General features: G+C 59.6%; 23 protein-coding genes. 16 read left to right on the top strand and 7 right to left on the bottom strand.

What is annotated here, in order from left to right; translation table 11 throughout:
* Positions 1-143: 143 nt before the first annotated feature.
* The 3 genes from K3754_RS12435 to K3754_RS12425 all read left to right on the top strand — a co-directional run bounded on the left by K3754_RS12435 (position 144) and on the right by K3754_RS12425 (position 2085).
* The gene (locus K3754_RS12435; RefSeq protein WP_259937751.1) at positions 144-1388 is read left to right on the top strand and encodes a sarcosine oxidase subunit beta family protein; all 1245 of its coding nucleotides are present in this window, start codon (positions 144-146) and stop codon (positions 1386-1388) included.
* Between the two features lie 103 nt (positions 1389-1491).
* Positions 1492-1737, top strand: coding sequence for a hypothetical protein (locus K3754_RS12430; RefSeq protein ID WP_203210770.1), 246 nt, complete (start codon positions 1492-1494; stop codon positions 1735-1737).
* A 192-nt stretch (positions 1738-1929) separates the two neighbouring features.
* Positions 1930-2085, top strand: coding sequence for a hypothetical protein (locus K3754_RS12425; protein WP_259937749.1), 156 nt, complete (start codon positions 1930-1932; stop codon positions 2083-2085).
* An 82-nt stretch (positions 2086-2167) separates the two neighbouring features.
* Here K3754_RS12425 and K3754_RS12420 read toward each other — a convergent pair whose 3' ends face one another.
* On the bottom strand, positions 2168-2356 hold the full coding sequence (locus K3754_RS12420; protein WP_259937748.1) for a hypothetical protein: 189 nt from the start codon (positions 2354-2356) through the stop codon (positions 2168-2170).
* 50 nt (positions 2357-2406) lie between these two features.
* Here K3754_RS12420 and K3754_RS12415 point away from each other — a divergent pair, with 50 nt between their 5' ends.
* The 8 genes from K3754_RS12415 (at position 2407) to K3754_RS12380 (ending at position 9008) form a co-directional block, all read left to right on the top strand.
* On the top strand, positions 2407-2736 hold the full coding sequence (locus K3754_RS12415) for a sarcosine oxidase subunit delta (RefSeq protein WP_203210772.1): 330 nt from the start codon (positions 2407-2409) through the stop codon (positions 2734-2736).
* A gap of 58 nt (positions 2737-2794) precedes the next feature.
* Positions 2795-5812, top strand: coding sequence for a sarcosine oxidase subunit alpha family protein (locus K3754_RS12410; RefSeq protein ID WP_259937747.1), 3018 nt, complete (start codon positions 2795-2797; stop codon positions 5810-5812).
* Entirely contained in the window at positions 5805-6374 is a 570-nt protein-coding gene (locus K3754_RS12405; protein ID WP_259937746.1) for a sarcosine oxidase subunit gamma, read from the top strand. Before K3754_RS12410 ends, K3754_RS12405 begins: the two co-directional genes overlap by 8 nt.
* A 141-nt stretch (positions 6375-6515) precedes the next feature.
* On the top strand, positions 6516-6917 hold the full coding sequence (locus tag K3754_RS12400) for a hypothetical protein (RefSeq protein WP_259937745.1): 402 nt from the start codon (positions 6516-6518) through the stop codon (positions 6915-6917).
* Positions 6918-6931: 14 nt separating this feature from the next.
* Positions 6932-7348 carry a hypothetical protein gene (locus K3754_RS12395; protein WP_259937744.1) on the top strand — a complete coding sequence of 139 codons (417 nt, stop codon included), beginning with the start codon at positions 6932-6934 and terminating at the stop codon, positions 7346-7348.
* Positions 7349-7444: 96 nt separating this feature from the next.
* The gene (locus K3754_RS12390; RefSeq protein WP_203210777.1) at positions 7445-8044 is read left to right on the top strand and encodes a superoxide dismutase; all 600 of its coding nucleotides are present in this window, start codon (positions 7445-7447) and stop codon (positions 8042-8044) included.
* A gap of 302 nt (positions 8045-8346) precedes the next feature.
* Positions 8347-8556, top strand: a complete 210-nt coding sequence (locus K3754_RS12385; protein WP_203210778.1) for a hypothetical protein — start codon at positions 8347-8349, stop codon at positions 8554-8556.
* Positions 8553-9008: a host attachment family protein gene (locus tag K3754_RS12380; protein ID WP_203210779.1), complete on the top strand. Its 456-nt coding sequence runs from the start codon at positions 8553-8555 to the stop codon at positions 9006-9008. Before K3754_RS12385 ends, K3754_RS12380 begins: the two co-directional genes overlap by 4 nt.
* A gap of 314 nt (positions 9009-9322) precedes the next feature.
* Here the strand turns inward: K3754_RS12380 and K3754_RS12375 are convergent, their stop codons facing one another.
* Positions 9323-9874, bottom strand: coding sequence for a TIGR00730 family Rossman fold protein (locus tag K3754_RS12375; protein ID WP_259937742.1), 552 nt, complete (start codon positions 9872-9874; stop codon positions 9323-9325).
* Between the two features lie 100 nt (positions 9875-9974).
* Between K3754_RS12375 and K3754_RS12370 the strand changes: the two genes are divergently transcribed.
* Positions 9975-11690, top strand: coding sequence for a LysM peptidoglycan-binding domain-containing protein (locus K3754_RS12370; RefSeq protein WP_259937740.1), 1716 nt, complete (start codon positions 9975-9977; stop codon positions 11688-11690).
* 162 nt (positions 11691-11852) lie between these two features.
* On the opposite strand, the gene rpiB is transcribed toward K3754_RS12370, so the two are convergent.
* Entirely contained in the window at positions 11853-12302 is a 450-nt protein-coding gene (rpiB, locus tag K3754_RS12365; protein ID WP_203210782.1) for a ribose 5-phosphate isomerase B, read from the bottom strand.
* A 288-nt stretch (positions 12303-12590) separates the two neighbouring features.
* On the opposite strand from rpiB, the gene K3754_RS12360 reads away from it, so the two are divergent.
* The gene (locus tag K3754_RS12360) at positions 12591-14447 is read left to right on the top strand and encodes an ABC transporter ATP-binding protein/permease (RefSeq protein WP_259937738.1); all 1857 of its coding nucleotides are present in this window, start codon (positions 12591-12593) and stop codon (positions 14445-14447) included.
* Between the two features lie 256 nt (positions 14448-14703).
* On the opposite strand, the gene K3754_RS12355 is transcribed toward K3754_RS12360, so the two are convergent.
* Together K3754_RS12355 and K3754_RS12350 are read right to left on the bottom strand one after the other, a co-directional pair.
* Complete coding sequence (locus K3754_RS12355) at positions 14704-18558, bottom strand: efflux RND transporter permease subunit (protein WP_259937737.1); 3855 nt, start codon at positions 18556-18558, stop codon at positions 14704-14706.
* Positions 18555-19802 carry an efflux RND transporter periplasmic adaptor subunit gene (locus tag K3754_RS12350; RefSeq protein ID WP_203210785.1) on the bottom strand — a complete coding sequence of 416 codons (1248 nt, stop codon included), beginning with the start codon at positions 19800-19802 and terminating at the stop codon, positions 18555-18557. Before K3754_RS12350 ends, K3754_RS12355 begins: the two co-directional genes overlap by 4 nt.
* A gap of 219 nt (positions 19803-20021) precedes the next feature.
* Here K3754_RS12350 and K3754_RS12345 point away from each other — a divergent pair, with 219 nt between their 5' ends.
* The 3 genes from K3754_RS12345 to der are packed head-to-tail and all read left to right on the top strand — an operon-like array spanning position 20022 to position 23647.
* Entirely contained in the window at positions 20022-20723 is a 702-nt protein-coding gene (locus K3754_RS12345; protein WP_259937736.1) for a hypothetical protein, read from the top strand.
* A 46-nt stretch (positions 20724-20769) separates the two neighbouring features.
* Entirely contained in the window at positions 20770-22125 is a 1356-nt protein-coding gene (locus K3754_RS12340) for a PQQ-like beta-propeller repeat protein (RefSeq protein ID WP_259937735.1), read from the top strand.
* Between the two features lie 58 nt (positions 22126-22183).
* Complete coding sequence (der, locus tag K3754_RS12335) at positions 22184-23647, top strand: ribosome biogenesis GTPase Der (RefSeq protein ID WP_259937728.1); 1464 nt, start codon at positions 22184-22186, stop codon at positions 23645-23647.
* Positions 23648-23778: 131 nt separating this feature from the next.
* On the opposite strand, the gene K3754_RS12330 is transcribed toward der, so the two are convergent.
* Positions 23779-24495 carry a tryptophan-rich sensory protein gene (locus tag K3754_RS12330; protein ID WP_259937726.1) on the bottom strand — a complete coding sequence of 239 codons (717 nt, stop codon included), beginning with the start codon at positions 24493-24495 and terminating at the stop codon, positions 23779-23781.
* A 118-nt stretch (positions 24496-24613) separates the two neighbouring features.
* Positions 24614-25906: a serine--tRNA ligase gene (serS, locus tag K3754_RS12325; RefSeq protein WP_259937724.1), complete on the bottom strand. Its 1293-nt coding sequence runs from the start codon at positions 25904-25906 to the stop codon at positions 24614-24616.
* Positions 25907-25929 lie beyond the last annotated feature (23 nt).

Here is a 25929-nt window from a genome sequence, read left to right as displayed (position 1 = left end):
TCGCAAATCCGTCAAGGAATGCCGTGGTGAGTATCCTTTTTTCTGGGTATATCTTCAGAACAGAAACAGCCGTCCCAGACGGCATCGAATCTTATTCCGTGGCCCAATCTAGGGGTGCCGGTTCCCTGTCGGAGAAGACCGCAATGAAAAAATACTCCGTTTTTGCCGTGGCCCGCGAGGCAATGCGCCATCACACTGGTTGGAACCGCGCATGGCGCGATGCGCAACCCAAGAAACGTTACGATGTGATCATAATCGGTGCGGGCGGGCATGGTCTTGCAACCGCCTATTACTTGGGCAAGAACTTTGGCATCACCAATGTTGCAATCCTGGAAAAAGGCTGGCTGGGTGGTGGCAATACCGGCCGGAACACCACGATCATCCGGTCAAACTACCTGCAAGATCCCTCGGCAGCGATCTACGAAAAGGCCCGGTCCCTTTACGAGACCATGAGCCAGGATCTGAACTACAACGTCATGTTTTCGCCGCGCGGCGTGATCATGCTGGCGCAAACCGAACATGAGGTGCGCGGCTACAAGCGGACCGCCCATGCCAATATGCTGCAAGGGGTGACCACCGAATTCATCGGCCCTGAAAAGGTCAAGGAACTGGTGCCGATCATCAATCTGGATGGCCCGCGCTATCCGGTTCTGGGCGGCCTGTGGCAGGCACGCGGCGGGACAGCGCGGCACGATGCGGTGGCCTGGGGTTATGCACGGGCCTGTTCGGACATGGGCATGGACGTGATCCAGAAATGCGAAGTCACCGGCATCCGACAGGAGAACGGCAAGGTTGTGGGCGTCAGCACCAACCGCGGCGATATCGACTGTGGCAAGCTGGGCATGGTGGTTGCAGGGCATTCGGGCCATCTGGCCGATATGGCCGGTTTCCGTCTGCCAATCGAATCTGTTGCGCTTCAGGCGCTGGTGTCAGAGCCGATCAAACCCTGCATGGACGTGGTTGTGATGGCCAATACCGTGCACGGGTATATGTCGCAATCTGACAAGGGCGAAATGGTCATCGGTGGAGGTACCGACGGCTATAACAACTATACCCAGCGCGGCAGTTTCCACCACATCGAAGAAACCGTGCGGGCTTTGGTCGAGACCTTTCCGATGGTGTCGCGCCTCAAGATGCTGCGCCAATGGGGCGGCATCGTGGATGTAACCGGTGACCGCTCGCCGATCCTCAGCAAAACGCCCGTCGAGGGCATTTTCATCAACAGCGGCTGGGGCACCGGCGGGTTCAAGGCGATCCCCGGATCTGGCTGGGGTTTTGCCGAATTGATGGCCAAGGGCCATTCGCCGCTGACCGAAGCCTTTGGTCTGAACCGCTTCCAAGAAGGCCGGTTCATTGATGAAAGCGTTGCAGCGGGCGTGGCGCACTGATGAACCTATCCTGTTCATATCAGGACCAAATGTCGGCGCTGCGGAACCTTTCCGCAGGGCGGGGCGTTGTTGTTGCGATATCCAGATCAAAAGGAGACGCACAATGGCACACCCCGATCACACCGTTTCGGAACGCACAACCACAACAACCACCACAAACACCGGTGGCGCAGGCATGGGCTTTGTCCTTGGTGCCGTCGTCGTGGTCGTCGCGGTCCTGGCTTATGTTGTCTTCGCGAGCGGCGAAAGCAGCGGCGCGGATGACGTCAACATCACCATCGAAGGGGCAGGCGACGCCGTTCAAGGCGCAGCCGAAGCCGTCGAAGGGGCCGCAACAGCCTCGGAATGATTTGTCATTCCTTAAGGGTTTCATGACATGGATCAGTCCCGCAGCTGGGGCTGATCAACCTGTTCACGATGCGTCGTTTTTCGCCAAAACCGCGTCGGCCAATCCCAGCCAAATATCAAACGGCAAGCAGCAAAAGCTTGCGTTAAATGCGCATGATGGCATCCTTGATGCATCAGCACAGGAGATTGAACCATGGCTGGAGAGACCATTCACAACGGCGGAACCAAACGCGGAGTTATCATCGCGCTTGTCGTTCTTGGGGTCTTTGTCGCGGGCATCGCAATGCTCGGCAACGGCTCTGCGCCCAGTGACACCTCCTCAGGCACGGCAGTGTCAGACAGCAACTGACGCTCGGCTCGGCCCGACAGTAACACCCGCGCCAGCCCGGCAGGCCGCCCGGCTGCAAGGGTCCGCTTTCGCAAAAATCAGGTCAACGGTGATGCGTATCCGTACGGATCACGCCGGTGATATGCTCACGCAGGATTTCGGTGTGCGGATCCGCTTGCCGCGCCTTGTTCAGATCATGCTTGAGCAAGGTTCGCTTGCTACGCCATTCGTAAATCGCAATGCCGACGCCGGCCAGCGCCACGGCGCCAAGAACAAGATACAAAACAATCATTCCATCAAGATGGGCCTTTCACGCCCAATTCTCAAGCCCGGAGCCGCGCTATGCTGATCCTGACCTGTCCCGTTTGCGGGGTCACCGCAGAAGAAACCGAATTCCATGCTGGCGGCGAGGCGCATCTCAAACGCTTTGGCCCCGGTTCGACGGATGACGAGTTTGAAAACTATCTGTTCATGCGGGCCAACCCCAAGGGCGTGCATTTTGAACGCTGGCGCCACAACAACGGCTGCGGCAAGTGGTTCCATGTCGCCCGTGACACCACCACGCTTGAGGTTTTCACCAGCTATTCGGCGCAAACGGTTTCTCCGCCGCAAGAGGTTCTTGATCTCATCGAAGACCGCCGGCCCGGTTGGTCCAAAGGCAGCGGCGCGTGATGCGCGGCCTGTCATTCGTCCTTTTTTCTGATTTCTCCGCTATCAAGGAGCCCCGCTCATGAGCACAAGACTTGCCACAGGTGGCCGCCTGCTGAACACTGACAAACCGGTCAATTTTTCCTTCAACGGCAAACAGATGCGCGGTTATGAAGGCGATACGCTGGCCTCGGCCTTGTTGGCCAACGACCAGATGTTGATGGGCCGTTCGTTCAAATACCACCGCCCGCGCGGCGTGGTCGCTTCCGGCGCAGAAGAACCCAACGGCCTGGTCAATCTGGGGTCCGAGGGCAAATTTGAGCCGAACCAGCGTGTCACCACCACCGAGATTTTCGAGGGGCTTGAGGCAACGAGCCAGAACCACTGGCCCAGCCTTGAATTTGACGTGGGCGCGATCAACAAACACCTCAGCCGGTTCCTGCCTGCGGGGTTCTACTACAAGATGTTCATGTACCCCCGCGCCGCGTGGAAACATGTCTACGAGCCGATCATCCGACATTCCGCCGGTCTGGGCAAAGCGCCCAAAAACACCGACGTGGACACCTATGAGCATTTCTATGCCTTCTGTGATGTTCTGGTGATTGGTGGCGGTGTGGCCGGGCTTGAGGCCGCGCGAACCGCCGGCCTCAGTGGTGCCAAGGTGCTGCTTCTGGAACAGACCGAACATTGGGGCGGTCGTGCGCCAGTGGATGGCGGTACGGTTGACGGCAAACCCGCCACGGAATTCGTCGATGACCTGGTTGCAGAATTGCAGGGCATGGAGAATGTCCAGATGCGCAGCCGCACCATGGGGGCAGGGGTTTATGACCACGGTTATGTGCTCGGCTATGAACGCCTGACGGACCACGCGCCACAAAAGGCCGGCCCGCGTCACCGCCTGTGGCGCATCCGCGCCGGTCATGTGATCACCGCAACCGGCGCGATTGAACGTCCGCTCAGCTTTGCGGGCAATGACATTCCCGGCGTGATGCTGGCCGCTGCTGTGCGCGACTATGTGGTCAACTGGGGCGTGTCGATTGGCGATCGCACCGTGGTCGTGACCAACAATGACAATGCCTATCTTACCGCGATCGCGCTAAAACATGCGGGGCTTGATGTGCCCGCGATCCTCGATGCGCGGGTGCTGCCGCAAGACAGCATGCTGATGGCGCAGGCCAAGGCTTTGGGCATACGGGTGATGATGGGCCACGCGATTGCCTCCGTCAAAGGCGGCAAGCGGGTCACAGGCGTGAGCGTTTGTTCGCAAGCGGGCGAAGGCGCTGTGCTGGAAGAGATCGCCTGTGATGCCGTGGCCATGTCTGGCGGCTGGTCTCCGGTGGTGCACCTGTGGTCCCATTGTGGCGGCAAACTGCGCTGGGACACGACGCAGGCCTGCTTTAGCCCCGATCTGGACAACCCGCCTAAAGGCGCAGACGGCATGGGTTTTGTGACCCCGGCAGGCGCGGCATCGGGCATGTTCCCGCTTGATGATGTGCTCTGTGACGCTCATGCGGCGGCCGATGGCGTTGTCACCAGCCTTGGCTTCAAACTGCCCAAGGATGCAGCTGCCCCAAGCGCCGAACGCCGTGAAGAGGCGCCGATGGCCCCTGTATGGCTGATGCCGCAGGGCGCAAACGTCAAACTGCGTGAAAAGACATGGCTTGATTATCAGAACGACGTAAAAGTGTCGGACGTGCGTCTGGCCGCCCAAGAAGGCTTCGTTTCAGTCGAACACGCCAAGCGCTATACCACCTTGGGCATGGCGACGGATCAAGGTAAGCTGAGTAACATCAACGGCTTGGCTACGTTGGCCGGGGCGCTGGACGCGGATATCCCTACGGTTGGCACCACCACATTCCGCCCGCCCTATCACCCGATTTCGATGGCCTCCATCGGCGGTGAGGCGCGCGGTCCGGTGTTCCAGCCCATCCGCCGCACACCGATGCATGACTGGCACGAGGCCAACGGGGCAGAGTTTGAACCGGTCGGCCAGTGGCGTCGCCCCTATGCCTTCAAACGTGGCAACGAAACCACTCATGACGCGGTCAACCGCGAGGTCACGAACACCCGGACCAACATGGGCCTGCTCGATGCCTCCACCCTTGGCAAGATCATCGTCAAAGGGCCGGACGCGGGCAAATTCCTCGACATGCTCTACACCAACATGATGTCGACCCTGAAGCCGGGCAAATGCCGCTACGGCCTGATGTGCAGCGAGAACGGTTTTCTGATCGACGATGGCGTGGTTGCGCGGATCGATGAGGATACATGGCTGTGCCACACAACCACCGGCGGCGCGGAAACCATCCATGGTCACATGGAAGAATGGTTGCAAACCGAATGGTGGGATTGGGATGTCTATGTGGCCAATGTGACCGAACAATACGCACAGGTTGCGGTCGTTGGCCCCAACGCCCGCAAATGCCTTGAAAAGCTGGGCGGCACCGATGTCTCGAAAGAGGCGCTTGGCTTTATGGAGTGGGTCGATGGTGAATTGGGCGGTTTCAAATGTCGCATTTACCGGATCTCTTTCTCGGGCGAGCTGTCTTACGAGATCGCCGTGGATGCCAGCCATGGGCAGGCCTTCTGGGATGCGCTGATGGTGGCGGGCAATGATCTGGGCGTGATGCCTTATGGCACCGAATGCCTGCACATTCTGCGCGCTGAAAAGGGCTTTATCATGATCGGGGACGAGACCGACGGCACCGTGATCCCGCAGGATCTGGGCCTGCACTGGGCCTTGTCGAAAAAGAAAGAAGACTATCTGGGCAAACGGGCGCAGGAACGCAGCCATATGGCGGATCCCAGCCGGTGGAAGCTGGTCGGCCTTGAAACCACCGATGGCAGCACCTTGCCGGATGGCGCCTATGCGGTGGGCGAAGGCACCAATGCAAACGGCCAGCGCAATATGATCGGGCGGGTCACATCGACCTATCATTCGGCCAATCTGGACCGCGGCATTGCCATGGGTCTGGTGCTCAACGGGCCGGACCGCATGGGCGAGGTCATCGACTTCCCCGGCACCGATGGCAAGACCTACCACGCCCGTATCGTGGACCCTGTATTTTATGACAAAGAAGGGGAGAAGCAGAATGTCTGAGCCCGTCACAGCCCTGAACAATGCCAGCGAAACCAATGGCATCGCCGCGATCCGCGAGTTGGGCCCACTGGGCATGATCACCCTGCGCGGTGATCTGTCTGCCGCTTATCTGCGCACCCTCACGACCAAGCTGACGGGCGCAAAATTTCCCGATGTGCGGGAATGTCATGTGGATGGCGAGAACGGATTGGCGTGGATGTCACCGGATGAATTGCTGGTGATGTGTCCCTATGCAGAGGCGAACGGTCATGTGGCCCGCATGAGCGAAGCCCTGTCAGGGAAACATGCGTTGGTGGCCAATGTGTCAGACGCCCGCGCGGTGTTTGAAGTCAAAGGCCCCAATGCCCGTGAGGTGATGGCCAAACTGGCCCCTGTGGACCTGGCGCCCGCAAGCTTCACCCCCGGCATGTTCCGCCGCAGCCGGATGGCACAGGTGCCCGCCGCCTTTTGGATGCGCGACGCAGAGACCTTTCAGATCATCTGTTTCCGCTCCGTCGCGCAATACATGTTTGACCTGCTCAAGATCGCGGCACAGCCGGGGTCCGAAGTGCGGCATTTCTGACACCCGCAACGCAAGTTTCAGGGTAGACTTAAAAGTGGGCGGCATTACCAAACGGTAATTTGCCGCCCATTTTCACTTTTGGGTTGTGTCTCAGGTGTACAGTGATATTCACACCTTGAAACACAACTGAAAGATGAATGAATGACTCGTTTTTTCCTTGCCGCCATGACGGCTCTCGCTTTGCCAATGGGCGCGATGGCTGAAGCCTACGATTGTGAAACCAAGCATTTTGGTAGTGGAGGCTGGGTGCCTGAGCGGATCATTCTTGCGTATGACACCGAGGCAAAGGTCGGATCGGCCTTTGATTCGATGATCAATCATCTTCACAAAGCGCCCATTCCAGTTGATTGGTCCGCACGCTCTGACACGTCTTTTACTTTCAAGTGGAAATTACGAGGCCTCAAGGCGACAAACGGCGGCAAAGGCATCAACAGCTATCGCGTCACGCTATTCACATCTCTAAACAAGTTCACTTTGAGCGGGCAGCGTCATGGTTATGACAATGTGATCAGTGCCTCGGGCACCTGCAAAAAGATCAAGTAGACTAGGATGATGTAATGAAGAATTTTCTGTTTTCTGTCGTTGCTATGTCTCTTCTTGCGAAAGCTGCGGCGGCATCCCCCGGTTATATGTATGACTGCGACCTGCAGGGTACCGATAAGGCCTATGGCTGGATCACGCCCAAAATGGCCTTTGTCGTTGAAGAACAAGGCGACGTGAAGGTCGTGGATGGGGTGGTGCTGCACTTCAACAACGCCCCACTTGAAACCAAAGTTCTGAGGAACGACAGCAAGCGGATGATCCTCAGATGGGTGGTGACAAACGCAAGAGCCGACAGCGGCCGCACCTTCAACAACTTTCGATACCGCGCCTCTCTGAGCAAGAGTTCGGGCAAGGTCGAAGTCACTGCTATACCGGCCCATTATGACACCGGTGTGCGTGCGACAGGGGTTTGCAGGAAACGGACGAAATAACGCCTATAGCCTCCATTTGCACGACTGGACCTTGACGAATGCCCTTCAGGCACTCCATGTGATGCAGACGCAATTTCTAATCAGGAGGCCCACCTCATGGCTTTTTCACTTCCCGATCTTCCTTATGCACACGATGCTCTTGCCTCAAAGGGCATGAGCGCTGAAACCCTCGAATTTCATCACGATAAGCACCACAATGCTTATGTTGTGAACGGCAACAAAGCCATTGAGGGCACCGAATGGGAGGGCAAATCGCTCGAAGAGATCATCAAGGGCACCTATGATGCGGGTGCCGTTGCGCAGAATGGTATCTTCAACAACATCAGCCAGCTTTGGAACCACAACCAGTTCTGGGAAATGATGGGGCCGGATGGCAATGCGATGCCGGGCGAGCTTGAAAAAGCGATCAACGAAAGCTTTGGTTCTGTCGACAAGATGAAAGACGAATTCAAAGCGGCTGGCGCGGGTCAGTTCGGCTCTGGCTGGGCATGGCTCGTCAAGGACACCGACGGTGGTTTGAAAGTGACCAAAACAGAAAATGGCGTGAACCCACTGTGCTTTGGCCAGACTGCGCTGCTCGGCTGTGACGTATGGGAGCATTCCTACTACATCGATTTCCGCAATGCCCGTCCGGACTACCTGTCGAACTTCCTCGACAACCTTGTGAACTGGGAAAACGTGGCGTCGCGCCTGTAAGCCCTTTCTAAGTTATGCGCAGCGTGCCGCACGGCCGGCACGCTGCGTCCCGACCAATTCTGGCTGTCGATGCACATTTGCATCCGCCAAGCCGCCGGCATCCTTACCTTTCCCGTCAACTAGAACCTTCAACAGCTCGGTCACCGCGAGGCGATCTTGCCTGACCTGAGCCGGGCGCCACCCGGCGAGTTCCGTCCATGATTTCGGCTTGAGAAACAGCGTTCAGACAGACCTCGCAATGGAACTACTCCGCCCCCCAAACGTTGATTTTCAGATGGAAATACAACAAACAGGAGGCCCCAATGGCAGAGCGACACCGCTCCAACGACGGCAGCAAAGACAGCGAAAAGATCCTCGGAGACACCACCCGGATCAGCCAGCAAGGCCGCTCCGGCGGAGATTTGCAACGCGATGTGGCGACGCAGGATGAGGAAAAACGCGCCAAGGAACGCCCCGCTGGCGCGACCCGCGTCACCGGCCAAGACAAACGCAACCATGGAGATGCAGCATGACCCAGATCGACAATGGCACTTGGGTTTTGATCGCAGATGGCGAAAAAGCCCTTTTTCTTGAAAACAAGACGGACGGCCAAGATCCTTTTCTCGAAGTCTTCCGCGAAGAGGAACAGGACAATCCACCCAACCGCGAGCAGGCCGCCAATCGGCCTGGACGGTTCAACGACGGACCTTCCGTGCATCGTTCAGCGGTTGATGATACGGATTGGCATGAACTGGCCAAGGACCGGTTTGCCCATGACCTTGCAGATATTCTCTACAAACAGGCGCACAAGGGTCGGTTCGACAAGCTGGTGATCGTCGCGCCGCCCAACACGTTGGGAGAATTGCGGCAGGAATTGCATCAGGAGGTCACGCAAAAGGTGATCGGCGAAGTGCCCAAAACACTGACCAATCACCCGATTGACGAGATCGAAAAGATTGTGAGCACGGAGTTGGCCGCAGCCTAAGCTTGTGCAATCCGGTGGCGGGGCAGGGGCCTGGCCACCGGAGACCGGTTTTGGCCCTAGCAGATGTGGCAAACGCGCCACATGATGCAATCTGTTCAGATCACTGATTTGAACGTCTGTCGCAGGCCATTTTGGGAGGCGGCAGCCGCAGCGCGGTTCCGGCAAGTCCACCTGCGCCGCTGCCCGGTTTTACGGTCGAAACTTGGACTGACGGCGCCTGACGTTGGCTTTCCGGCCACTGAAAGTTGGTCGCCAATCCTCGGCCTGGCCGCCCGCCGCAGCATCCAAAAAGACCTGAGGAGATGCCCATTTCGTCAGGTCAAATCGGTTTGAATCTTATCCAATGCAATCGCAGCACTGTCGCAAATCGTGATATATCCAAGCACGCTGGCATCCGCGAAGCCGCGCGCAACGACATGCTCCAGCAGTGACATGAGCGGATCCCAATAACCATTTGTATTTACAAGATAAACGGGTTTCTCATGCAGGCCCAGTTGCCGCCAGGTCAGCACCTCGAACAGCTCGTCCAATGACCCTGCACCGCCGGGCAAGACCGCCACGGCGTCACAGTTCATGAACATCACCTTTTTGCGTTCATGCATGGTTTCCGTCACCACGTAACTGGTCAAATCGGTCTTTCCGACCTCCCAGTCGACGAGGTGTTTGGGGATCACACCAAAGGTGGTTCCACCCGTCGATTGCGCGGCCCGTGCCACGCTTCCCATAAGCCCGACATCGCCCGCACCATAGACCAGCCGCAGGCCCGATTTGGCCAATCCGCGGCCCAAACCTTCTGCGTCTGCGGTATAGGCCGGATCGTCGCCGGGCCGCGATCCACAATAAACGCAAACTGATTTCTGTGCCATGTTGCCTCCTGAGCCAAAAAAAATGCAGCGCTTTGGGGGCGCGTTTTGACCCGTGTTAGACTGCTTGCTAGAAAGGCTCAACCTTGGGGGAACGAAAGTCATGAGCAAGTTTTTGGCCGGTCTGGGTGGCGCGTCAGGCGTCACGGTGGCGGGTGTTATCGGTGTGGTCATCGCGGGAGTGGTGGCATGGGTGCAGTTTGGCCGCGAGGACAGCGTCGCCGTGATACCCGCTGCACAGGTAGAGCCAGACCCCGCGCCGGTGGTGCAGGAGACCGAAACCGCAAGCGCGACCAAGCCGGAAACCGCCCCCGCGCCTGAGGTAAACGTGGACGCGGAGACCCCAACCACAGCAGAGCCAGAAGCCGAAGTCCCCTCGGAAGAGCCAGAGGTGGTCCAAGCCCCCCTGCCGCCAGCCTTTGACGAAGTGCGCCGCGAGGCGGACGGGATGACAGTGATCGCCGGACGCGCGGTGCCGGGTGCAGTTGTACAAATCCTTCAAGATGGCGTGCAGATTGCCAAAACCACGGCTGATGGGTCGGGCAAGTTTGCGGCCTTGATGATGATCCTGCCTGACGGAAAGCCGCATGCGTTGTCCTTGTTGCAGGTGATCGACGGGGCTGAGGTCTTGTCGGAGGGCGAGATCATTCTCGCGCCGCTGTCTGCACCTGTGGTGGTGGCAGAAGTCGAAGCGGACGCCGGAGCCGAAGTAGAAGCGGACGCCGGAGCGGACGCCGGAGCCGTAGCGGAAGCCAAAGCCGAAGCGGAAGCGCCAGAAACGGGAACCCAAGCAACAGCGCCGCAAACCGTGGATGTGACAGCTGCGGCAGAGCCACCAGCCAAGGCAGGTGAGACGCCGCAGACAGCGCAGATCGCAACGCCGGTAACGCCCGAGCCCACAGCGCAGGTAGCGTCAGAAAACGTGACCCAACCGGCGCCCCAAGTCGCGCAAGCCGGGGAAGAAAGCAGCGAAAGCGCCACGCCTTCGGCAGCGGTCCCGCAGGCGATGCAGGAGGCTCCGACCGAAACAGCGGAACCGGCAAAAGCGGTCGCCGCAGCAGACGTTGAACCCACCGATGCACCGAAGGTATCAGAAGCACCTGCCGCGTCAGCCCCCGCAACCGTCGCCACCGCAGAAACAACAACGGAAGAAACGGCTGAAGCTGCACCCGCAGCATCAGTAACTGTGCCAGAGCCGACTGAGACCAAAGTGGCAGAGGCTGCACCGACAGCCGAAGCCAAGGTCGAACCCAAGGCCGAGAAAACGCCTAAGGAAGAAGCCCCAGCGCAGGTGGCGGTGCTCAAATCCACCTCGGAAGGTGTTGAATTGCTCAACCCTGCCACGCCGGTGATCGACAATAGCGTCGCACTTGACACGATCAGCTATGCAGACAACGGCGACGTTTTGCTGTCGGGCCGGGCAAAGGGTGACACACGCAGCGTCCGGGCTTATCTGGACAATGCTGCAATCGCCGATTTCCCGGTTGCCGATGACGGGCGTTGGGGCGGTACGGTGCAAGGCATCGCGGCGGGCATCTATACCCTGCGGGTTGACGGGCTTGCCCCATCCGGCAGCGTGACACACCGGCTTGAAACCCCCTTCAAACGTGAATCCCAGACGGTTCTGACCGAGGCCACGCAAGACCTTGAAGGGCCGATCAAAGCGATCACGGTCCAGAAAGGTGCAACGCTTTGGGCCATTGCGCGGGACCGTTACGGTGACGGGTTGCTTTATGTGCGGGTGTTTGACGCCAATCGCGATGCGATCCGCGACCCTGATCTAATCTACCCCGGACAGGTGTTTGATCTGCCCGACTGATGGAAAAGGGGGCCAGCCCCCATCGCCGCTGCGCGTCGATTCCCCCGGAGGTTTTTTAGCCAAATGAAGACAAGAGCGCCTTTTTCTTCATTTGGCCCTTAAACCTCTGGGGTCCGGGGCAAAGCCCCGGGTGCCTGCTTCAGGCGCTGGCGAGAGTTGGGTCTAGGCCTCAAGAGCCTTGATCATGTCAACGCGGATCGCGTGGCGTCCGCCTTCAAACTCGGCACTTAGGAAGGCGTCGACGATGCTCAACGCCAGCCCTTCGCCGATCACCCTTGCGCCCAAAGACAGAATGTTGGCGTCATTGTGCTGTCGGATCATCGCGGCCGAGAAGGTGTCAGAGCAGACGCCGCAGCGCACGCCTTTGACCTTGTTGGCCGCCATCATGATCCCTTGACCCGTGCCGCACAGGATGATCCCGAAGCGACAATCGCCCGATGCCACCTTTTGCGCGGCGGCTTCCCCATGATCTGGGTAATGGGTGCTTTCAGGTGTTGTTGGGCCGATATCCACGGCCTCCCACCCAAGCGACGTGATATGCGCGGCAATTGTTTGGCGCAGATCAATAGCCGAGTGGTCACTTGATAGCACGATGCGTTTTGTGGCGGTCATGGAAGGGGCGTCCCGTTTTCAAGGCAGATTGGAATGTGCCGCCCTTGGACCACCTGTACATGGGTTTGTCAATTTTGATGGGCGCATTGAGCGCAAAGAGATCAGCCCTCCGTTGCCAGAGACCCATCCGGTTGCGGATATTGGGGTGGCGCAAATGGCCTTTGGCGAAAAGGGTCAGATCGGAAGAATTGTCCTGCAAGTGGGGTGATGAAAGCCGGAAAAAACCGCAACCACTGGCAACTGCCGGATCAGCGGCCTATGTAACGGGGAACCCGAACTGGAACTCCTATGCCTTCTGATACAGCCCGCGCCGCGCCTGCCAAATCCGGCGATCCCAAAAAACTGCTGAGTGATGCTGAACTGGCCGATCAGGCCGAACGCCAATCGGCGCTTTTGGTGCTGCGCAAGGTGGCACCCTATTTGTGGCCGTCAAATATGCCGTGGGTCAAACACCGGGTGGTCTGGGCCATGGTGGCACTGGTTGTGTCCAAGTTGATCTCGGTGGCCACGCCATTGTTCTACAAAGGGGCAGTGGACAAGCTGGCGGGTGAAGGCGTGCCGATGCTGGCACTGGGGGCCATTGGTCTGACGGTGGCTTACGGCATGGCACGGCTTATGACCGTGGGCTTTCAACAGTTGCGCGATGCGATTTTTGCCCGCGTCGCCCAGCGGGCTTTGCGGATGCTGGCGCTAGAGACCTTCAACCATATTCACCGCCTGTCCATGCGCTACCATATCACCCGCAAGACCGGCGGCCTGTCCCGGATCATTGAGCGGGGAGTAAAGGGGGTCGAGTTCCTGCTCCGGTTCTTGCTGTTCTCCATCGGGCCGCTGATCCTTGAGCTGCTGTTGATCGGGGTGATCCTGACGATCCTGTTTGATGCGTGGTATCTGGCCATCGTCGCGGTCACCATCGGCCTTTATGTCTGGTTCACCTTTGCCGTGACCGAATGGCGGGTGAAGTTGCGACGCCAGATGAACGATCAGGACACCGATGCCAATCAAAAGGCCATCGACAGCCTGCTGAATTATGAAACCGTCAAATATTTCGGGGCCGAAGCGCGCGAGGCCGCCCGCTATGATGCGGCAATGGAAGGCTACGAGGTTGCCGCGATCAAGACCAACTATTCGCTGGCTTTCCTGAACTTTGGTCAATCCCTGATCATCACCTGCGGTCTGGTTGGCGTCATGGTGCTGGCCGCGGTTGGCGTGCAGAACGGCACATTGACGGTGGGCGATTTTGTCATGGTCAACGCCTATATGGTGCAGATCACCGTGCCGTTGAATTTCCTTGGCACGGTGTATCGCGAAATCCGTCAGGCCTTGGTGGACATGGGCCAGATGTTTGGCCTTTTGGAACAACCGGCCGAGATCAGGGACCGCGACGATGCCCCGGATCTCAAGGTCAATGGCGGTCAGGTCACATTGGAAAACGTGGTTTTTGGCTATGACCCGGACCGGACCATTCTCAGCGGCGTGACCATTGATGCCAAACCGGGGCAAACCGTTGCGATTGTCGGTTCTACCGGATCGGGCAAATCAACCATCGGGCGGCTGCTCTTCCGGTTTTATGACGTGCAATCCGGCGCGGTGAAAATCGACGGGCAGGACGTGCGGGATGTGACCCAGTTGAGCCTCCATCAGGCCATCGGGGTGGTGCCGCAGGACACGGTGCTGTTCAATGACACGATCCGCTACAACATTGCCTATGGCCGCGATGGAGCCAGCCAGGAAGAGGTCGAAGCGGCTGCAAAGGACGCGCAGATCCACGACTTTATTGTCGGCCTGCCCGATGGCTATGACACCACGGTGGGTGAGCGTGGCCTGAAACTGTCAGGCGGCGAGAAACAGCGGGTGGGCATTGCGCGGACCTTGTTGAAAGACCCGCCAATCCTGCTGCTGGATGAGGCGACCTCGGCGCTGGACAGCGAGACAGAGCATGAAATTCAGGACGCTTTGATGCGGGCCGGGCAGGGGCGCACGGTTCTGACCATCGCGCACCGGTTGAGCACAATTGCAGATGCTGATCTGATTGTGGTTTTGGAAAAGGGCAAGGTTGTTGAGCAAGGGCGGCACGACGCATTGCTGGAGCAGGATGGCCGCTATGCGCAGCTGTGGCATCGCCAGCAGGCCGAAGAGGGCTAATCGCCGCATCATCGCAGGCGAGTGTGCTTGTCGCTCGGGCGGGATTGAGTTTTTCTTGCCAAATGAAGCAGGGGCGTGGTGGTCCGCCGTCACTGCGGTGGTTGTTGCTCTGGGTCTGGACCCATTTATTCAATTCTTGCGGCGGTGCCCGCGCTTGTTGCACTCACAAACGAAATCGCCCGCAGTGTTGCGCACTGCGGGCGATTTTGGTTTTGGGGCGGCTGTGAGGGCCGGAGCCCAGACGAAGGCGCGGTTGCTATTCCGCTGGTGTAGGCGCCGCGGCGGTGCTGTCATCCCAGATGATCTCATGGGTGTTTTTGCGCCGGGCGTCCCGTTGCAGCGACCAGTCTTGCGCGGCGCGGCTGGCCCGGCCCAGTGACATCTTGGCCAGCAGACGTGCCACCCAACGGATATAGGTCGTCGCCCAGACCCGGATGGCCAGCATTGACGGCGTGACAATCAGGGTCAGCACAGTTGCAATCCCAAGGCCAAAGACCACAGCCGTTGCCAGCTGTTTCCACCACAGCGCGGTTGGGCTGTCGATGGTATAGCCACCCTCGGCAAAGTTCAGACTAAGCCCGAACATCATCGGTGCGAGGCCCGCCATTGTTGTGATCGTGGTCAGGAGCACCGGCCGGATCCGTGCCTGCGCGGTGCGGATGATCGCCTCAATCCGTGGCATGTAGCGTTCATATTCCTGGTAGGTGTCGATCAGGATGATGTTGTTGTTCACCACAATCCCCGCCAGCGCGACAATGCCGGTGCCGGTCATGATGATCGAGAAGGTTTGATCCATCACCAGCATTCCGATCAGCACGCCCGTGGTCGACAGAACCACCGCCAACAGCACCAGAACCGCATTATAGAACGAGTTGAACTGCGCCAGCAGGATGATGAACATCAGACCCAGCGCGGCGGTAAAGGCCGAGCTGAGGAAGGCCTGGCTTTCCGCCTGATCTTCCTGATCTCCGGTCCATTCATAGGTCACGCCAAGGCCCAGCGGCTTGGTGTCCAGCCATTTGGTGATCTCGGCGATCCGTTCGTTGGGATTGATCGGAACCAGACGAAGTTCGCCCGCCGACAGTCCGGCTTGCAGGTCCGTATCGCCCGCCGCCTCTGTGCGGTCGGTGATCTTGTAGGCGATGCCATCGACGGTTCTGATATCCGCGTCATTGCCCGCGGGGCGCAGAGTGGCGAGGGTCACTGTCGCATCGGTCCGGTCGGTGCCGGTGGATTTGACCAGCTTCATCAGGCCGGGCGCCACGTCCGCCTTGACATCAAGATAGCGCTTTTGATCCACACGGTTGACCTCGGCCAGCTTTGGCACCGGCGTCCGGGTGATGAAATTGCTCAGCGGGATCAACCCATCAGCTGTGCGCACCTTAAGCGTGTCCAGCGTGCTGAGCACGCGGTCTTTTTCGGGCAGGCGCACGCGGATTTCGATCTCTTCGTCCGAGCTGTCGACCCGCATCGTGTCCAGCAACAAGCCGCGTGTAACCAATTGCACCATCGCGCCAACGGTCAGAACATCCGCGCCATAGCGGCCCGCTTTTTCCACGTCCACGTCGATTTTCCAGTCGATGCCGGGCAGGGGGCGGGTGTCTTCGATTAGGGTCAGGCCTGGGGTCTTTTCATATTGTTCCCGCGCCAGCGCCGCTGCTGCGATCAGGTCGGTATAGCTGTCGGACTTGAGCCTCAGATGCACGGGCTTGCCCGAAGCCGGGCCGCGGGCCTGTGCCAAAATTTCAACGCGGATGCCGGGAATATTCTCCAACTGTTCGGTCAGCTCTGCGATAATGACATCCCCGTCATAGGCCGGATCCTGCGTTTCACGGCGCACCTCGAAGCCGACGAAGGGCACCGTGAACAGGACAGAGCTGCGGTTCGGACGATCCTCCCACGGGATGGTTTCAAGCTGTACCTGCCCAATGCTGTCTTTGGGGGTGACGGCGCCGCCGGTGTTGCTGTCCAAGCCTCCTTCACCGGCAAAGGCAAAGGCTGTCTGGATGCCGGGATGCTGCAAAACGATCTCTTCGGCCTTTTGCAAAAGCGCATCCTTTTCATCGAGGCTCAGGTTGCCGCGGGCCAGCACATAAACGATGGCCTGCTCCGGCTCGGATTCCACAAAGAACTCAACCCCTTTGGAGTTGTTGGAAAAGTAGATCAGGACCGATCCGACAAAGACGAACACAATCCCCGCCATGGCCAACGGCATCACCGGATTGCCCGCAATAAAGGCGATCACCCGGCCAAAACCGTTGCGGCGGTAGCCTGCGTTGATCTTGTCAGGGGGTTTGCGGAACAGTTTCGAGGTGACCCAGCGACCACCGCGCCCCAAACGGGTGAAAATGCCGAAGAACGACAGCAGCCCCATCATCGCGCCCGACAGCCCGACCGCCAGCAGCGCGGCCAGCACGACCACACAGAGGAACACAACAGCAAAGGTTGGCACCACAGAGCCAATCACATTCAGCGCGTCCATCTCGGCAAAGCGGGCAGAGATCACAGCAAAAAGCGGCGGCATGCCTGCCATTGGCAGCAAGATCATGGCCAGTGCAACAGGGAACAGCAGGATATGCAGATACCAGCGCAGACCGGCAATGGCCTCCATGTTGTTGGCCATCCAACGCTCAAGCCGGCCTGTGACCCCGCCCATCACGGGCAGATAGACCAAGGCCACCACCAGAGAGGCAGACAAAACAAAGATCAAGGTCACAGGTAGCATACCCATGAATTCGCCCGGTACGCCGGGCCAGAACAGCATCGGCAGGAAGGCACAAAGCGTTGTCGCGGTGGAGCTGATGATCGGCCAGAACATCCGCTTGGCCGCATCCACATAGGCGTGCATCGGGCCGACGCCCTCCTGCTGACGGGCATCGGCGTATTCAACGACCACAATTGCGCCATCCACCAGCATCCCGACCGCCAAAATCAGGCCGAACATCACGATGTTTGAGATCGAGATCCCCATCAGGGCCAAAAAGGCGAAACACAACAGGAACGAGGTGGGAATTGCAAAACCAACCAGCAACGCCGCGCGAATGCCAAGCGCTGCCAGAACCACGATCATCACCAGCGCCACGGCGGTAAAGACCGAACCAAGAAGCTGTTGCACCATGCTGTCCACGATGCGGCTCTGGTCGTTGGAGGTGCCGACCGTCACTGCCGCCTGAAGGCCATCGGGCCATTCGGCGCTGCGTTCGGCCACGATTTCCTTGACCAGTTGCGCGGTGTCGATCAGGTTAAACCCCTTGCGTTTGACGACCTGAAGCGCCAACGTCTTTTCGCCGTTAAAGCGGGCGGTGCCTTTGCGGTCTTCGAAGGTCAGGTTGATCTCGGCCAGATCCCCAAGGGTCACAACCCGGTCGCCGTTGGTCTTGACCGGCAGGGCGTAAACATCGCGGGGCTCGTCAAATGACGAGGGGATCTTGACCGCAAAGGAGCCTTGCTCGCTTTCGATTTCGCCTGCAGCAATCAATTGATTGTTGTTCTTGACCACATTGATCAATTCGCCCGCCGTCACGTTATAAGCCTCAAGGCGCAGAGGATCGATCAAGACCTCAAGCATCTCGTCGCGGTCACCCGCGAGACCGGCCTCAAGCACCGCATCCAGCGCCTCAAGATCGTCCTGAAGGTCGCGGGCCACGCGGGCCATGGTGCGTTCCGGCACGGGGCCGGTGAGGTTTACAATGATGATCGGAAACTCGGAAAAATTGATCTCGTTGATCGTGTATTTTTCAGCGCCTTCGGGAAAATTCGCCTCGGCCGTGGACATCGCATCGCGCACATCGGCCATGATTTTGGTCTTGTCCCAGCCAAATTCAAACTCCAGCGCCACACCGGCGTAGTTCTCCGCTGCGGTGCCTGACATCTTTTTCAGGCCATCGAGATCGGCCAGTTCGGTCTCCATCGGTTTGACCAGCAGTGTCTCACTGTCTGCGGCCGAAATGCCGGGGAAAGGGACCGATACAAAAAGAGCCGGGATTTCAATGTCCGGCTCACCCTCTTTGGGAAGTGTGGAATAGGAATACCCGCCCACCACGAGGCTGAGCAGGATAAAGGCCATCACCATTCGGGCACGGCCAGCGGCCCAATCGACGATACCGGTCATTGGCTCAACTCCTCCCAGGTCGGCGCAACGGTAACGCCTGCGGTGACGTATTCCTGACCGACCACAATGATATCCGCCTCAAGGGGCAGGCCCGTCACCCAGATGCCATCGGGCGTATCGCGCATGATCTCGACAGGGGCAAATGCCACGACTGCTGCGTCATCGATCATCCGAACGCCCAAAGCGCCATCGTCATTCAGGGTCAACGCCGATTGTGGAATGAGATGTGCTTTGACACCTGCAGAAGCGATGCCGATCTCGGCGGTTTGGCCATCCCGGATCGCCAGATCGCTGTTTGCTACGTCGATCTCTACTCGGAAGGTGCGGGTTTGCGGATCGGCAGAGCGAGACAGGAACACCACCTCGCCAAAGACCTGCTTGCCGCCGGCGGCCAGTTGCGCACCGGCGCGGGCGCCAAGGCTGACGCGGTTCACTTCCGTTTCCGGAACGAAACCCACCAGCTTGATCGGATCAAGCTGGATGATTGTTGCGCAAAGGGCGCCGGGCTGCAGCAAGCTGCCCAGTTCCGCCGTGTCACTTTCCAGCAAACCGCCAAAGGGCGCGCGGATGGTCAGGCGTTCAATCTCTTTTTCGGCGCTTGCCACAGATGCTGTCGCTGCTTCGATGCTGGCCTTTGCGGAGGATAGGCCGGAGGTGGCAGAACTGACCGCCGCCTTGGCTGCCGCAACCGAGGCATCGGCAGAGGCCACACGGGTCTGCGAGGCGAAACCGTCCTGAATGAGGCGGGAGGCAGCGTTCTGGTTGATTTTGGCCTCTTCAAGCCGCGCTTGCGCTTCGTCTACGCGGGCCTCGGATTCGGGGACGCGGGACCGCGCCTCAGCCAGACGGGCGCGTGCCTCATCCAGTGCAGAGCCGCGCGTGCCGGGGTCCAGCACACAAAGCGCCTGACCTTCCTCAACGGTGGTGCCCTTGCGCAGCGGTGCAGAGGCAACAATGGCAGAGGTCTCAGATTTCACATCGACCTGCCGCGCGGCGGCGGTTTGGCCGCGCAGGATCACCGCGCTGTCCACTTGTTCCGCGATCACCTTGCGCACCAGAACCTTGACCAGTTTTTGTGTTGCGGCCTCTGCGGTGCCCGCTTCGCCGGTGGTCAATGTGCTGTCCTGCGCCGCCTCGGCGTCGCCGTTCATGCCCAGAAGGGCCATAAGCTGTGGGCGGGCCAAAATTGACATTGCCAGAATAACGGTCACGACCAAAGCGGCCAAAATGGAGAAAATGCGCATCTGAGTGCCTCGCAATAATTTGATGGACCAATCCCTTCAGGCCCGGCCATGGGCACTATTTAGGGTATGTTATCTAAACTGACTAGTTTAGGTGCGCATTTTTTTTATATTGAATCGATTGCAAGCCGGAAAATCAGGCAGATACAGAGCGGGCAAGGCCTTGGCTTGATGCGGTAGGCAGGCTAAGAGGGTCAAAATCGAAGGCCGGGGGCAGGCGCAATGAGCGATACCGACAGTTTCATCGAAGAGGTCAACGAAGAGGTCCGTCGGGATCGGCTTTATAAAATGCTGCGCCGTTATGGCTGGATCGCGGTCCTTGCCATTTTTCTGGTCGTCGGCGGGGCTGCATGGAACGAATACCAAAAGGCACAAAGCAAGGCGCAGGCCGAAGCCCTGGGCGATGCGATGCTGAACGCGCTTGAACAAAACGAAAGCGCCGCACGTGCCAGCCAGTTGGCGGCGATTGACGCGGGCACGCCGGGGGCAAAGGCGGTGTTGCGCCTGATGACCGCAGCCGAGCAATCCACCTCGGGCGATGCGGCCGCAGCTGTCGAAACCCTTGATGCATTGGCCATCGACGGCGAAGTGCCGCAGATCTACCGCCAGATTGCGCAGTTCAAGTCCTTGACCTTGCAAGCGGGCATGACACCGGCAGATGACCGCCGCCTGTCCTTTGAGGCGATGGCGCAGCCGGGCAACCCGCTGCGGCTGTTGGCGGTGGAACAATTGGCGTTGATCGACATTGAAACCGGTGCCCCAGAGACGGCGGTTGAGCGGTATCAAGCCATTCTGGCAGATGCCGAGACGACCTCGGACTTGCAACAACGTGCGCTACAGGTGATTGTGGCCTTGGGCGGCGAACCTGATCTTGACGGCATTGCCGGTTTGGATGGGGCAGAGGCGCCCGCAGGCGAGAATTGATGAACGGGGTGCGCCCCGAACAGACGAAACAGAAGTGAGCAGGGCGATGATCCAACCAAAGCGTTTTGCGGTCCATCCGGTGATTTGCGGCCTTTTTGCCGGTGCGCTGGTGCTGAGCGCCTGCACCGAAAGAGAGACCTATCTGGTCGGCGAACGGGAAAACGTCCGTGCGGTGCTGACGGATCCCGATCTTGCTCAGCCGCTTCAGGTGCGTGACACCAGCCCGAATGAAAGCCGCCCCATCGCGCTGGGCGCCGCCACCAACAACGCCAGTTGGAGCCAGAGCCCCGGCACCCCGAAATACCGCACATCCCATCCGGCCCTGCGCGCCGCTCCGCAACTGGCATGGAGCGCGGACATCGGGCAGGGGGACAGCCGCAAACTGCGCATCTCTGCAAACCCTGTTGTCGCCTCCGGGCGGGTCTTTACCCTTGATGCATCGGCCACTTTGACAGCCACATCCACCTCTGGCGCGACCCTGTGGTCGCGTGATCTGACCCCCGCGTCAGACAAGGCTGGGCAAAGCTCCGGTGGCGGCCTCGCGGTTGAGGGCGACACGGTCTATGTCTCGGTAGGTTACGGTTATCTGTCGGCCATCGACGCGGCTTCCGGCGCGGTGCGTTGGACGCAAGACCTCGATGCCAGCGGCACAGGCACTCCAACTGTTTATGGCGATCTGGTCTATCTGACCGCAGGGGATGACATGGGCTGGGCTGTGCGCAAATCCGACGGCCGCATCCAATGGCAGGTGTCCGCAACGCCAAGCCTGCAGAACGTGCTGGGCACACCGGCCCCCGTGGTAAATGACCAATTGGCGATTTTCTCTTTCGGGTCGGGCGAAGTGCAGGCGGTGTTCCGCCGTGGCGGTTTGCCGCGCTGGAACACGGCCGTTGTGGGCAAGCGTCCCGGCCGCGCGATGTCCTCTATCTCTGACATCACATCTGCGCCGATGCTGTCGGGCGATACCCTTTATGCTGGCAACCAGTCGGGCCGCCTGATGGCGCTCAAGCTGGGCAGCGGCCAACCCCAATGGACCGCCCGCGAGGGCGCAATCGGCCCGGTCTGGCCCATAGGGGGCAGCGTCTTTGCTCTGACAGATCTCAATGAGCTGGTGCGTCTGGATGCCAATGACGGCAGCCGCATCTGGGGCGTGCCTCTGCCGAATTTTGTGAAATCCAAGCCTAAGCGGCAGTCCGAGGTCTATGCGCACCACGGCCCTGTTGTGGCGGGCGGGCGCGTGATCGTGGCCTCCAGCGACGGGCTGCTGCGCAGCTTTGATCCGCGTGACGGCAGCCTTCTGGGCACCACCGAAATCCCCGGCGGCGCGACCACTGCGCCGGTTGTGGCGGGCGGCACGCTTTACCTTGTCTCGCGCAAGGGGCAATTGCACGCTTTCCGTTGACCGCGAAATGGTCTAAAGCGCAGGCTTGATTTGGCCTGATCCGGCCTGGAGCCTTAAAATGTCCTTTACTCTCGCCATCGTGGGCCGCCCCAATGTGGGCAAATCCACGCTGTTCAACCGTCTTGTCGGCAAACGTCTTGCGCTGGTGGATGACCAGCCCGGTGTCACGCGTGATCTGCGTGAAGGCGCCGCGCGTCTGGCCGACCTGCGCTTTACCGTGGTGGATACCGCCGGTCTGGAAGAGGTCACCGATGACAGTCTTCAGGGCCGGATGCGCCGTCTGACTGAACGCGCAGTGGACATGGCTGACATCTGCTTGTTCATGGTAGATGCGCGGGTCGGGATCACCCCGTCCGATCTGGTCTTTGCCGATATTCTGCGCAAACGCTCTGCCCATGTGATTCTCGCCGCCAACAAGGCCGAAGGCAAAGCCGCCGATGCCGGCGTGATCGAGGCCTATTCATTGGGTTTGGGCGAACCGATCCGCATGTCCGCCGAACATGGCGAGGGCTTGAACGATCTTTATTCCGTGCTTATGCCACTGGCCGATCAATTTGCCGAACGCGCCAGTGAAGACGCGCCTGAAACCGATGTCGATCTGACTGAGGACGAGGCCGAAGATCCCGATGCGGTGCCGGTGCCGACCCATGCCAAGCCTTTGCAGGTGGCTGTGGTGGGGCGCCCCAATGCCGGTAAATCTACCCTGATCAACCAGATCATGGGTGAGGACCGCCTGCTCACCGGGCCGGAGGCAGGCATCACCCGTGATGCGATTTCCCTGCGCACCGAATGGAACGGCGTGCCGATGCGGATCTTTGACACAGCCGGCATGCGCAAAAAGGCCAAGGTGCAGGAAAAGCTGGAAAAACTCAGCGTCAGCGATGGTTTGCGGGCCGTGAAGTTCGCCGAGGTCGTGGTCGTCCTTCTGGATGCCGAAATCCCGTTTGAACAGCAAGACCTGCGCATCGCCGATCTGGCCGAACGCGAGGGCCGCGCCGTTATCATCGCGGTCAACAAATGGGACATTGAAGACGAACGTCAGGCCAAACTCAAGACGCTCAAGGAAAGCTTTGAACGCCTGCTGCCGCAGTTGCGCGGTGCGCCGCTGATCACAGTGTCGGCCAAGACGGGCCGGGGGCTGGACCGTTTGCATGAAGCGATCATGCGGGCCTATGACGTCTGGAACCGCCGGATCACCACCGCGCAGTTGAACCGTTGGCTGGCTGGCATGATGGAAGCACACCCGCCGCCCGCGCCGCAGGGCAAGCGGATCAAGCTGCGCTATATGACGCAGGCCAAGACACGTCCGCCCGGTTTTGTGGTGATGTGCAGCCATCCCGACAAGGTGCCCGAAAGCTATAGCCGCTATCTGGTGAATGGTTTGCGGGTCGATTTTGACATGCCCGGAACGCCGATCCGGCTTTGGATGCGGGGGCAAAACGATGCCAACCCTTACAAGGGCCGAAAAAAGGCGCCGCCGTCGAAGTTGCGGAAACATATGGCAGGTCGGCGCAAGGATTAAGAAGCACGGGTCGGACTTTTTCAAAAGTCCGACCCGTATCCATTCAAGAAAGCAAATTTGCGGTGTTTTCGTGCCAATCCTCCAAAATCTTTGAAGGTTTGGCGCGGAAATCTCAAAATTCCCGCCAGCCCTCAGCCGCGCATCAAGGCTTTCAACGTTGGGATAACCATCACCAAGGCACCGCCGCCCGCCACATAGGCCACCATCGGCGCGGTTTCCAGATTGTTCACAACCACCGCCGCCAGTGCCCAGATGACCGCCGCTCCATAGGTCGGCGCACGGCCCAATGCGCCTTGTACAAATCCGCCCAGTACAATGGCAAGTCCCACAAACAACAGCGCTGCCGTGGTCTGATCCAACCAGCCGTAGCCCGCCGCCAACAGGCCCAGTGACACGCAAGACGCCGCGCTGAGCCAACCGGCATAAAGCCCGACCGGCCATGCCGCCCAGACCCGATCCCCGACCGGCGCCATAAACAGCGCCGCCAGAGCGGTCAGAAGCATCGCCCAGATCAACACCGCAGCCCAAACGGGGCTCGCCACCGCCACCGCAAGCCAGCCAGTGCCAAAGGCCAGCGACAGGCACAGCGGCACGCGCATGTCATGCCATTGCCCGTCCCGCAACGCCCGCAATGCGCCCCAGCCCATACCAAGGATCAACCAGACGTAAATCAGCCCCCAGATCCCGAAGGCATAGCCGGCCGGCTGCACAGGGGGATTTTCTTGGGGGACCGGAAACTGGTTGGGATCAAACCCGCCAAATCCCTCCACGAAAAACGGAGATGCGGCAAAAGACAGGCTCAGCAGAACAGCCAAAAGGGCAAAGGCAGGGCGCATGGGGTCGGACATAGACAATCCTCGGTCAGTCAAAGGGGCAGGGCTGTGACCCTACCCTCAAGCTAGCCGAGGATGTGTATTTTTCAACTGGTGCAATCCCGGCCGCGCAAAGCAGCCGGCCCTTGCCGGATCAGGCCAGCGTGCCATCCGACGCGATGGTGGTCTTGCCGCCCAGATAGGGGGCCAGAACATCGGGCAACTTCACAGAACCGTCGGCTTGCTGGCCGTTTTCCAGCACCGCAATCAAACAGCGCCCGACCGCAAGGCCGGAGCCGTTCAATGTATGCACGAACTGCGGCTTGCCGCCGTCTTTGGGTTTGAACCGGGCATTCATCCGGCGGGCCTGAAAATCACCCGTGGTCGAAACCGACGAAATCTCGCGGTAGGTGTTCTGCCCGGGCACCCAGGCCTCGATGTCATAGGTGCGCCGTGCGCCAAAGCCCATGTCTCCGGTGCACAGGATCACCGTGCGATAGGGCACGCCCAGCCGTTCCAGCAGATCCTCTGCGCAGCGCAGCATGCGCTTTTGCTCGTTATCGCTTTCGTCCGGATGGGTGACGCTGACCATTTCGACCTTTTCAAACTGGTGCTGGCGCAGCATGCCCGCGGTATCGCGCCCGGCGCTGCCTGCCTCGGAACGGAAGCAAAGCGTATGGGCGGTATAGCGTTTGGGCAGCGCGGTTTCGTCCAGCACCTCTTCCGCCGCGGTATAGGTCAGCGGCACCTCGGACGTTGGCACCAGCCACCAGCCATTGGTGGTTTGATAGCTGTCCTCGCCGAATTTCGGCAGTTTGTCCGTACCATACATGGCTTCGTCGCGCACCAGAACGGGGGAGTTCACTTCGGTTAGCCCGTTGTGATCCACATGGGTGTCCACCATGAACTGCGCCAAGGCCCGGTGCACCCGCGCCACAGCACCCTTGAGCATCACAAACCGGGCGCCGGATGTCTTGGCGGCGGTTTCAAAATCCATGTTCGGGGCCACGCCCGCGATCTCGTAATGCTCCTTGGGCTCGAAATCGAATTCCGGCAAATCGCCCCAGCGGTGCACTTCGACATTCTCCGCCTCATCCGCGCCGCTTGGCACATCATCGGCAGGGGAGTTGGGAATGCGGGCCAGCATATCGGTCAGCTGCGCGTCCAGCTCCTTGGCCTCGCCCTGCATCGCCGCCACTTCGGCCTTTTTGTCAGCCACAAGCGCGCGCAGCCGCTCAAACTCGGCCTCGTCACCCTTGGCCTTGGCCGCGCCCACCAACTTGCTGGCCTTGTTCTGTTCGGCCTGGGCGGCCTCAGCCGCACCGATCTTGGCCCGCCGTGCCTCGTCCAGGGCCAGCACCTTGGAGGACATCGCATCTTCGCCCCGCCGCGCAAGGGCAGCGTCAAGAAACTCAGGATTTTCGCGGATGGCGCGGATGTCATGCATGGGATGCGTCCTTGGAAATGAAT

The sequence above is a fragment of the Sulfitobacter sp. M368 genome (assembly GCF_025141875.1).
Lineage (GTDB): Bacteria > Pseudomonadota > Alphaproteobacteria > Rhodobacterales > Rhodobacteraceae > Sulfitobacter > Sulfitobacter mediterraneus_A.
The sequence above is the reverse complement of the archived record's forward strand: the minus strand, read 5'-3'. Positions and strand labels throughout refer to the sequence as shown.

Bases quoted from the DNA above. Each gene is read 5' to 3' on its own strand.
- K3754_RS12405 (WP_259937746.1), top strand. From the start codon at position 5,805: ATGTCTGAGCCCGTCACAGCCCTGAACAATGCCAGCGAAACCAATGGC.
- rpiB (WP_203210782.1), bottom strand. From the start codon at position 12,302: ATGACCGCCACAAAACGCATCGTGCTATCAAGTGACCACTCGGCTATT.
- K3754_RS12385 (WP_203210778.1), top strand. From the start codon at position 8,347: ATGGCAGAGCGACACCGCTCCAACGACGGCAGCAAAGACAGCGAAAAG.
- K3754_RS12345 (WP_259937736.1), top strand. From the start codon at position 20,022: ATGAGCGATACCGACAGTTTCATCGAAGAGGTCAACGAAGAGGTCCGT.
- K3754_RS12350 (WP_203210785.1), bottom strand. From the start codon at position 19,802: ATGCGCATTTTCTCCATTTTGGCCGCTTTGGTCGTGACCGTTATTCTG.
- K3754_RS12375 (WP_259937742.1), bottom strand. From the start codon at position 9,874: ATGGCACAGAAATCAGTTTGCGTTTATTGTGGATCGCGGCCCGGCGAC.
- K3754_RS12355 (WP_259937737.1), bottom strand. From the start codon at position 18,558: ATGACCGGTATCGTCGATTGGGCCGCTGGCCGTGCCCGAATGGTGATG.
- K3754_RS12340 (WP_259937735.1), top strand. From the start codon at position 20,770: ATGATCCAACCAAAGCGTTTTGCGGTCCATCCGGTGATTTGCGGCCTT.
- K3754_RS12435 (WP_259937751.1), top strand. From the start codon at position 144: ATGAAAAAATACTCCGTTTTTGCCGTGGCCCGCGAGGCAATGCGCCAT.
- K3754_RS12430 (WP_203210770.1), top strand. From the start codon at position 1,492: ATGGCACACCCCGATCACACCGTTTCGGAACGCACAACCACAACAACC.
- K3754_RS12380 (WP_203210779.1), top strand. From the start codon at position 8,553: ATGACCCAGATCGACAATGGCACTTGGGTTTTGATCGCAGATGGCGAA.
- K3754_RS12410 (WP_259937747.1), top strand. From the start codon at position 2,795: ATGAGCACAAGACTTGCCACAGGTGGCCGCCTGCTGAACACTGACAAA.
- der (WP_259937728.1), top strand. From the start codon at position 22,184: ATGTCCTTTACTCTCGCCATCGTGGGCCGCCCCAATGTGGGCAAATCC.
- K3754_RS12330 (WP_259937726.1), bottom strand. From the start codon at position 24,495: ATGTCCGACCCCATGCGCCCTGCCTTTGCCCTTTTGGCTGTTCTGCTG.
- K3754_RS12360 (WP_259937738.1), top strand. From the start codon at position 12,591: ATGCCTTCTGATACAGCCCGCGCCGCGCCTGCCAAATCCGGCGATCCC.
- serS (WP_259937724.1), bottom strand. From the start codon at position 25,906: ATGCATGACATCCGCGCCATCCGCGAAAATCCTGAGTTTCTTGACGCT.
- K3754_RS12400 (WP_259937745.1), top strand. From the start codon at position 6,516: ATGACTCGTTTTTTCCTTGCCGCCATGACGGCTCTCGCTTTGCCAATG.
- K3754_RS12395 (WP_259937744.1), top strand. From the start codon at position 6,932: ATGAAGAATTTTCTGTTTTCTGTCGTTGCTATGTCTCTTCTTGCGAAA.
- K3754_RS12415 (WP_203210772.1), top strand. From the start codon at position 2,407: ATGCTGATCCTGACCTGTCCCGTTTGCGGGGTCACCGCAGAAGAAACC.
- K3754_RS12370 (WP_259937740.1), top strand. From the start codon at position 9,975: ATGAGCAAGTTTTTGGCCGGTCTGGGTGGCGCGTCAGGCGTCACGGTG.
- K3754_RS12425 (WP_259937749.1), top strand. From the start codon at position 1,930: ATGGCTGGAGAGACCATTCACAACGGCGGAACCAAACGCGGAGTTATC.
- K3754_RS12420 (WP_259937748.1), bottom strand. From the start codon at position 2,356: ATGATTGTTTTGTATCTTGTTCTTGGCGCCGTGGCGCTGGCCGGCGTC.
- K3754_RS12390 (WP_203210777.1), top strand. From the start codon at position 7,445: ATGGCTTTTTCACTTCCCGATCTTCCTTATGCACACGATGCTCTTGCC.